Origin of the sequence: Microbacterium sp. K41 (genome assembly GCF_004794395.1) — a bacterium.
In the GTDB taxonomy this organism is placed as follows: domain Bacteria; phylum Actinomycetota; class Actinomycetes; order Actinomycetales; family Microbacteriaceae; genus Microbacterium; species Microbacterium sufflavum.
On record NZ_SSDO01000064.1, the window covers coordinates 1 to 6,794 of the forward strand.

11 protein-coding genes are annotated in these 6,794 nt (G+C 67.7%); 1 reads left to right on the plus strand and 10 read right to left on the minus strand.

Features of this window, described 5'->3' with window-relative positions; all coding sequences use genetic code 11:
* Window positions 1-95 precede the first annotated feature (95 nt).
* The 4 genes from DW309_RS01085 to DW309_RS01105 all read right to left on the minus strand — a co-directional run bounded on the left by DW309_RS01085 (window position 96) and on the right by DW309_RS01105 (window position 2,336).
* Window positions 96-809: a hypothetical protein gene (locus DW309_RS01085; RefSeq protein WP_168387123.1), complete on the minus strand. Its 714-nt coding sequence runs from the start codon at window positions 807-809 to the stop codon at window positions 96-98.
* The gene (locus tag DW309_RS01095) at window positions 806-1,330 is read right to left on the minus strand and encodes a hypothetical protein (RefSeq protein ID WP_168387124.1); all 525 of its coding nucleotides are present in this window, start codon (window positions 1,328-1,330) and stop codon (window positions 806-808) included. Before DW309_RS01095 ends, DW309_RS01085 begins: the two co-directional genes overlap by 4 nt.
* A 137-nt stretch (window positions 1,331-1,467) precedes the next feature.
* Window positions 1,468-1,860 carry a hypothetical protein gene (locus DW309_RS01100; protein WP_136044288.1) on the minus strand — a complete coding sequence of 131 codons (393 nt, stop codon included), beginning with the start codon at window positions 1,858-1,860 and terminating at the stop codon, window positions 1,468-1,470.
* Window positions 1,861-1,874: 14 nt separating this feature from the next.
* A complete protein-coding gene (locus DW309_RS01105) occupies window positions 1,875-2,336 on the minus strand; it encodes a hypothetical protein (protein WP_136044289.1) in 462 nt (153 codons plus the stop codon).
* A 119-nt stretch (window positions 2,337-2,455) separates the two neighbouring features.
* On the opposite strand from DW309_RS01105, the gene DW309_RS01110 reads away from it, so the two are divergent.
* Window positions 2,456-2,833, plus strand: a complete 378-nt coding sequence (locus tag DW309_RS01110) for a hypothetical protein (protein WP_136044290.1) — start codon at window positions 2,456-2,458, stop codon at window positions 2,831-2,833.
* A gap of 61 nt (window positions 2,834-2,894) precedes the next feature.
* Here the strand turns inward: DW309_RS01110 and DW309_RS01115 are convergent, their stop codons facing one another.
* The 6 genes from DW309_RS01115 to DW309_RS01140 form a co-directional block, all read right to left on the minus strand.
* Window positions 2,895-3,416 (minus strand): hypothetical protein, encoded by a 522-nt coding sequence (locus DW309_RS01115; RefSeq protein ID WP_136044291.1) that lies wholly within the window; start codon window positions 3,414-3,416, stop codon window positions 2,895-2,897.
* A gap of 149 nt (window positions 3,417-3,565) precedes the next feature.
* Window positions 3,566-3,922, minus strand: a complete 357-nt coding sequence (locus DW309_RS01120; RefSeq protein ID WP_136044292.1) for a hypothetical protein — start codon at window positions 3,920-3,922, stop codon at window positions 3,566-3,568.
* A gap of 257 nt (window positions 3,923-4,179) precedes the next feature.
* Entirely contained in the window at window positions 4,180-4,683 is a 504-nt protein-coding gene (locus tag DW309_RS01125) for a hypothetical protein (protein WP_136044293.1), read from the minus strand.
* An 80-nt stretch (window positions 4,684-4,763) separates the two neighbouring features.
* A complete protein-coding gene (locus DW309_RS01130; RefSeq protein WP_136044294.1) occupies window positions 4,764-5,354 on the minus strand; it encodes an RNA polymerase sigma factor in 591 nt (196 codons plus the stop codon).
* A gap of 62 nt (window positions 5,355-5,416) precedes the next feature.
* Window positions 5,417-5,875 (minus strand): hypothetical protein, encoded by a 459-nt coding sequence (locus DW309_RS01135; RefSeq protein ID WP_136044295.1) that lies wholly within the window; start codon window positions 5,873-5,875, stop codon window positions 5,417-5,419.
* A 17-nt stretch (window positions 5,876-5,892) separates the two neighbouring features.
* A partial coding sequence (locus tag DW309_RS01140; RefSeq protein WP_342590358.1) for a hypothetical protein occupies window positions 5,893-6,794 on the minus strand: 902 nt, incomplete at its 5' end.

A 6,794-nucleotide genomic window follows, 5' to 3' on the forward strand; every position in this document is an offset into this window, starting at 1 on the left:
CCAGTGCTTCGCCATGACGCCGCCCTTCGTCGATGCCTCCATCATGCTCCCGCCGGGACGGTCAGGCGCTGAGACGACGCATTCCGATTCACGGTCTACTCGTGAGAACTCGGCATGCCGCACGGATCGGTCGACACGGTCCCGTTCGCCCAGATCCACCCGTTCTCCGGCCAAGATTCGAGATCGGACGCGTCCTCGCTCTCGAAGTCTGCACCGAAGCTCCCTTCGACCAGCTCCCCCTCGGCGTCCCGCGCCTCGTAGTCCACCGTCACGCCGATCTCCGAAAGCTCCGCCCCGGCGTACTCGTGACGCTCCACGACCCACTCCTCGGGGAGCCCGTCAGGTGTTACTTCCGCCCCAGGAGCAACAGGGAGGCGCCCCCTCGCATCGATCACCAGCTCCGCGTCGTCGGCTGACACCGTCCCGTAGTACACACGCACGCGGACGATCTCGGCGCTGGGCGCACACCAGCTCAAGATCGGAGTTCCGCCGCGCACCGCAAGCGAGAGTGGTTGGTCCTCCGGCACCCCGGGAAGAAACGCGCAGGCCGAGAGGACAAGCGAACTCGCGAGCACCACGGCCCCTACCGCCAGGGGCCGACAGAGGAATCGCTTCAGCATGAGTGGTTCCCGCTTCACCCCGGCCGCGCGGACGCGGATCGTGACCTCGCCCTCGCGCGGCGCCGCGGTCTCGTACTCCTCGAACTCCCACGACTCCGGAGACCCCGCCGCCGTCGCCACCCAGTGCTTCGCCATGACGCCGCCCTTCGTCGATGCCTCCGTCATGCTCCCGCCGGGGCCGTCGGTCATGACCGCTCTCCGCTGATCTCCAGGTCTGTGCGGTGGTCGCGGAAAGCCTGGACGATGCTGTCGGGTATCACGATGCCCGCGATGCCCGTCCGGGCATGCAACCCGATTCGCACACGGCGGGCGCCGCGCCGCATCGCCTCGTGGAGCGCGGCCTCCAGGCGGCGCTGACGTTCGATGGTGTCCATCCCCTCGATGTCGACGGTCGCGCCATCGTCGCCCGCTGACCAGCTCACGGTCACGCGATCCGGCGGCGGATCGCCCTCTCGTCGCGGGTCGCTCTCGGCGTGCTCGACCTCGGCCCAGAGTTCGAACGAGCGGCCGCATCGCGCCAGCCAGTCCCCCGAGAACACCGCCGTGGATGGCTCACCCGCCGCGCCGAACCACAGCGCGACGTCGACCTGAACGGACGGTTCGCGGGCGAGCGCGCCCAGGATCGGCTCGCCGCTGGAGGAGACGGCGTCGAGCGCAATCCCGACATCAGCGTGCGCACCGCTGGTCGGAACGTCCGCGCTGAAGCTCATGACGCCATCGCGTCCCCGCGGGCGCCACCCGAGATCGAGGCGAGACACGACATCCATCGACACCGCTCCCGGAGTCGCGAAACCGAAAAGCGTGCAACTCAGCGCGAGACCCTGCGCGTCGTGCCCTCGCTCCGCCGTCACGGCGACTCCTTCGCGACGTCTCGGGCCAGGACGATGACGAGGAAGTCCACCGCGAAGAGGCCGGCGAGGAGAAGCAGCGTCATACCCGGATAGGGCGGGAGCGGCCGCCAGAACAACAGAAGTGAATACAGAAGGGCCTGGATCACGGTGAAGATCGCGGAAACAGTCACGGCCGTTCTCGCCCCACTTCGCGAGCGAGCGATGAAGACCATCGGAATGCAGGTTGCAGAAGACAGCACGATGATCACCGCCAGTCCGAAACCGATGCGGTTCAGGATGTCCTCCGGAGAGGACAGCAACGGCCCGCCGCCGAACCACCCCAGCCACGTCACGAAGATCGACGCCATCTGGACCGCGGTCGTCCCTGCAATGGCGAGCAGAAACGGCATGGCACGTCTCATGCTCATTCCTCCTCTCCCCGCAGAACCGACTGATGGGCGGCGCTGGCGGACATCAAGCCTGACCTCCTGAACACGATCTTGCGGTCAGCGACCAAGAGCACGAAGAACCCGAGCGAGGCGATCACTCCCGCAGCTATCGGGAAACCGTTGGCCTGCGCGAGCAAGAACCAGGTGCACAGAGCCACCAGGAACCCCGAGATCACGGCGGCGAGAACTCTTCCCCACCATCGCGCACTCGTCCTGCGCGCAATGACTGCCGGTAGAGCTGCGATGAGAAGCACCACGAAGAACGCGACGCTCGATCTGAGCGCATCCTCTCCTGCTTCAGCCCCTCCTCGCTCACGAAGCAATGGCGCGAGAAAGACGAGCCGGTAGAGGAACCCCAGAAAGAGCGCTAGACCGGCACAGACGAGCACCACCGCGATCGGGTACCGAAGACGCTGGACGCCACTCTCGTCCTTCACTCTGCACCGTCCTCCCCGATCACCGGCTCGAACCTCCCACGGTTCCCCGCGCCGCACTCAGAATCCGCGCATTCCGACATCAACGGTCTCCATCTTTTCTCTGCACACCATGCACAAGCGTGACCGCCACGATGCTGAGCGCACTTCCGGCTATCGATGCCACAGCGACGAAGGCAAGGACGACCGGGAAGGACCAGACGAACACGAAGCTGAGGAGGGAAAAGGCCGTTGGTCCCACGGCGACCGATACCGGCCACAGGTGGGAGCGAGCACGTCGCGGAATCATCGCGAGCAGGCTCAACGCTGTCGGAAAGATGAGTCCGAAAATCGCGCTCACGATGATCGAGCTCAGAACGTGTCCCGCGTTCCCATCAGCATGGATGGAACCCCCGGTGAAGGGGAACGAGTACAGGCCGTACATCAACCCCAAGACCGCTCCCACGATCGTGTTCGACGTCCCGACCGCAACGGCGCATGCGCGCCATCGCACCGAGTAGCTGGTGCCCAACGTGGTCATCACCCCCTTCGTCCTTGCCTCCCCCCATGCTCCCGAAGTCTTCATTCGCGAGCACTCGCCATGCCGCACGGATCCTCCGAAACGGTCCCGTCCGCTCCGATCCACGACCCGTCGGGCCATGATTCGAGCGTCGCCTCATCGAGATCGAACTCTGCGATGAAGTTGCCTGTCGAGGTCCGCCCCTCGTCGTCGGTCGTCCTGTACACGATGGTGATGGTGACTTCCGCGAGCTGGCCGCCGGTGTACTCGTTGATCTCGACATCCCAGCTCTTCGGTAAGGCCGCTGGAAGAATCTCGCTGCCACGACGGAACGTCTCCGTGCCGCGCCCATCGACGACGAGTTGGCCGTCTCCTACGGAACCTGCTCCGTAGTACATCCGCACCCGAACGATCTCCGCGTCGCCATCACACCAGGCGATGACCGGTTCCCCGTTGCGCGCGCTGAAAGACAGCGGCGGATACAGTCCAGCGGGTTCCGGAAGGAAGGAGCAGGAGGCCAGCGCGAGAGTGGCCACGACCGTCACCGACACCGCCGTCCACAGGCGTAAGGCGAGGTTTGCCATGAGCCCTCTTCGTCGTCGCTTCATCGCGCTCCGCCGGTTCTGGAGGCTTCGGCACTCCCCCGCGCGCGAAAACGGCGAAAAGGCCGAGGTAGGGCTCGACGTCATGCCACGGACGCGCCGGGCCCTCGGCGGAGTCGCGGATGCGAACATCACCCTGACCTCCTGAACACCACCTCGGGGTCAGGGTTTGATTCGCGGTCAACGCCCGGTGCGAAGTACCAGAGCTCAACCGCGCCTTGTTCGCTCTCAAAAGCGAAGAGGGCGGGCATCGCGTTGCAGGGCGGATTCAGGCTGAACGCGATAGCGCTGGCGCCGTATCCGGCGGACCATTGGCCGGTCAGGGAAGGGAACGATGGACCGGTGTCTGGCGCGGCGTCACACCACATCGATGCCGGCCAATCCACCGCGCTCACGGCTCCGCCCTCATGCAGCTCGAACTCCGCCGATCCGGACGTCGCCGTCCACACGCCGATCAGGTCGCCCTCGGACACCTCCACAAAGGGCACGGCGCCACCTGAACATCCGGCACACGCGACGACGGCGAGCCCCAGAACCGCAGCCGCGTGAAGCGGCCTCACCGCACGAGTTGAGCGCCACGAACGAGGCAGACGGAGGTTGAGCGGGGAGGCCACAGCGGCACGCTATGGGCAGTCAAGCCGGTGGGTCTACATCCCCGGAGTGGAAATACTCGGCTGTAAGGTATTGCCGCCTCGTGCAATGCAGGGGTCCGACCGGCCTTTCTTCGCGTCGAGAGCACCGCCGCTCACTCGGTGTCCATGCCGCAGGGCTCGTCGCTCACCTCCCCGGAGTGATACACGTACGCACCCTCCACGAGTGAATCGATCGCGACGTTCTTGAACGACATCTCCGCGCGGTGGTCCGGCCCGGAAAGGATGACGTACACGGTGACAGGTCCTTCCAGACTCGACACCGGGTACTCGCGGCTGCTGGTCACAGAGAAGTCAGGGAAGGTGTCGGGAAGGATCGGCTCACCGGAGGGCACAGCGACGGCCCGCCCCTCGTCGGCGGTCGCGGAGAAGAGCACCACCTCGTCCTCTGATCCCCACTCTTCGCGCACGGCCGTGGAGATGTAATCGATGGCCCACGCCTCATCGAGGCACTGCGCCCACGCGAACCGGTCGTCGACGACCGTGAGGGCGACCGGCTCCAGGAAGACGGGTCGCGACGGCACGCATCCCGACAGGGCCGCGGCACCCATCAACCCCAGTGCGACCGCGGCGACCCGGATCACCGCCCTCTTCAGCATGACGAGTACCGTCCTTCGCGGGCGGGCCCGAGCGGGGGGGAAGTCACAGCGGCACGCTAGGGGCAGTGAAGCCGGTGGGTCTACACCCCCGGAGCGGAAATACTCGGCCGTAAGGTATTGCCGGCTCGTGCAATGGACAGGGCCTCGACCCGCGGAGCACTCGCGATCGGCGACAGGCCGAGCTCGCTCTGCAGCTTCCGTCGCGCCCGGCTGAGGGTCGTCCAGACGGTTCCCTGGCTGCACCGCAGAAGCTCAGCGATCTCGCCGGCGGCCAACCGGTCCCAGTACGCGAGAATCACGATCCGACGCTCTCGCGGCGTCAGCACCGTGTCGATCGCTCGACGCACCGCGAGCGCGTCGAGCAGGTCGCCCTGCGGCGCCCGGTGCCCGGTGCGGACGGCGTCGATCGCTCTCGCATGGGCTCGCTCACTCCGGTCGCGATCCTTGAGCTTGTTGTCGCATGCCCGCAGCAACCACACCAATCCGAGCGGGCACGCCGGATCCAGCTTGCGCCAGGCGAGGAGGAACACGTCGGCGACCACCTCGGCCACCTCCGCGTCATCGTCGAGCGTGCACTCCACATGTCGTTGCACGGCGGCCCAGTGCTGGGCGTAGATCGCGGTGAACACGCGCTCGCGCTCGGCGGCACGCTCCTCCGCGCGACGGCTCACGGGGCACCCCCGCCGGCACCGGACACCGGGCGCTCAACGCCCTCCTCCCCCGACACCAGCGCTCAGAGGTAGCAGCGGATGTTGTTCGCCGAGCCGTAGACGTTGGCGGAGCCGTTCGCGTACGCCGTCGCGAGGACGGTGCTGCCGTTGCGGGCCTGGGCGTAGCCGGAGGTGCGCGCGTTGGCGATCGACCGGGTCACGAAGGTCGAGGGGATCGCGATGCTGCCGCAACTCCCCCAGCTGAGGATGCTGCCGGAGAGGTTGTACGCGGTGTACGCGCAGATGCGACCTGTGGAGCAGCTGCCCACGGACCGGGCGCTCAGCCCGGACGAGCCGGAAGCCGCCACGAACTCCATGTCGAGCTCGGGCCAGACGATGTGACCCGGCGCAACCAGCTCGCCGCCCGGAACCTCCTCGAGCAGCTGCGCCGCCTGCGGATCGACCGCATCCGGGTTCGCCGCCGCTGATGCCGCGGTAGGCACCCCGGTCAGCACCAGCACCAGGCCCACCAGGGTTGCCATCGTCGCGCGCGTACGCCTCATTCGATCATCTCCTCGTCGAGATCCCACATGCGGTAGTCCGTGATCGAGCCAGGGGCCACGATCCCGTCGTCCACGAGCACCGTGCGCTCCACGCCCACGATGCGCCCGCTGTCGAGCGACACCAGCACGTCGTCGCTGACGGCACCGTCGGCGGCGATCACCCGGATGCCCGCGACCGGACGACCGAGCCGATCCGTCGTCGCGCCCAGCGCCTGCGCACCGCCCGAGTCCTCGATGAGCGCGAGCAGCTCGGCGTGCTGCGCGTTCGTCAGCGTCCACTGCCCGAAGACGGAGGTGACCGCCGTCACCACGTCGAACGCACTCGGCTCCTTCGGAAGCCCGAACGCCTCCAGCAGCGCCCGCACGTCGGCGGGCGTCTCTCCCGGCACCGCGACGACGGGCGTCACGAACTCGCCGGGTGCGTACGTGACGCGCGACGCCACCTCACCCGTGCTCACGACCTCGGCCTCCTGGTTGGCGACCGCGTCGCCCGGGTCGTAGGCGACACCGTTGATCGCGATCGCCTCTCCCGACAGGTCGTCGCTCCACTGGAACGTCGACAGCTGCGGCACGATCTCGGCCCGCCCGGCGTCGACGTCGACGGAGAACGACCACGATGCGGCGCGCACGGAGCGCTCAGGCGTCTCCGGCTCGTGGAACACGCCGAGGTCGGTGTCGGCCGTCGCCACGGTCTCGGCGAGTGAGGCGGATCCGTCGAACGCGAGCGGGGTGGGTGTGCCCGCAACGGCCGCGCCCTGCGGCAGCAGCACCCCGAACGCGAGAGCAGCCGACGCCGCGACGGCGGTGAGTCCTGCCGCCCACCCGACTCGGCGCGCCCGGCGACGCTGCGGCTCCCGCGAACTGCGCAGGATGCGGTCGCGCGTCGCGATCGCCCGCG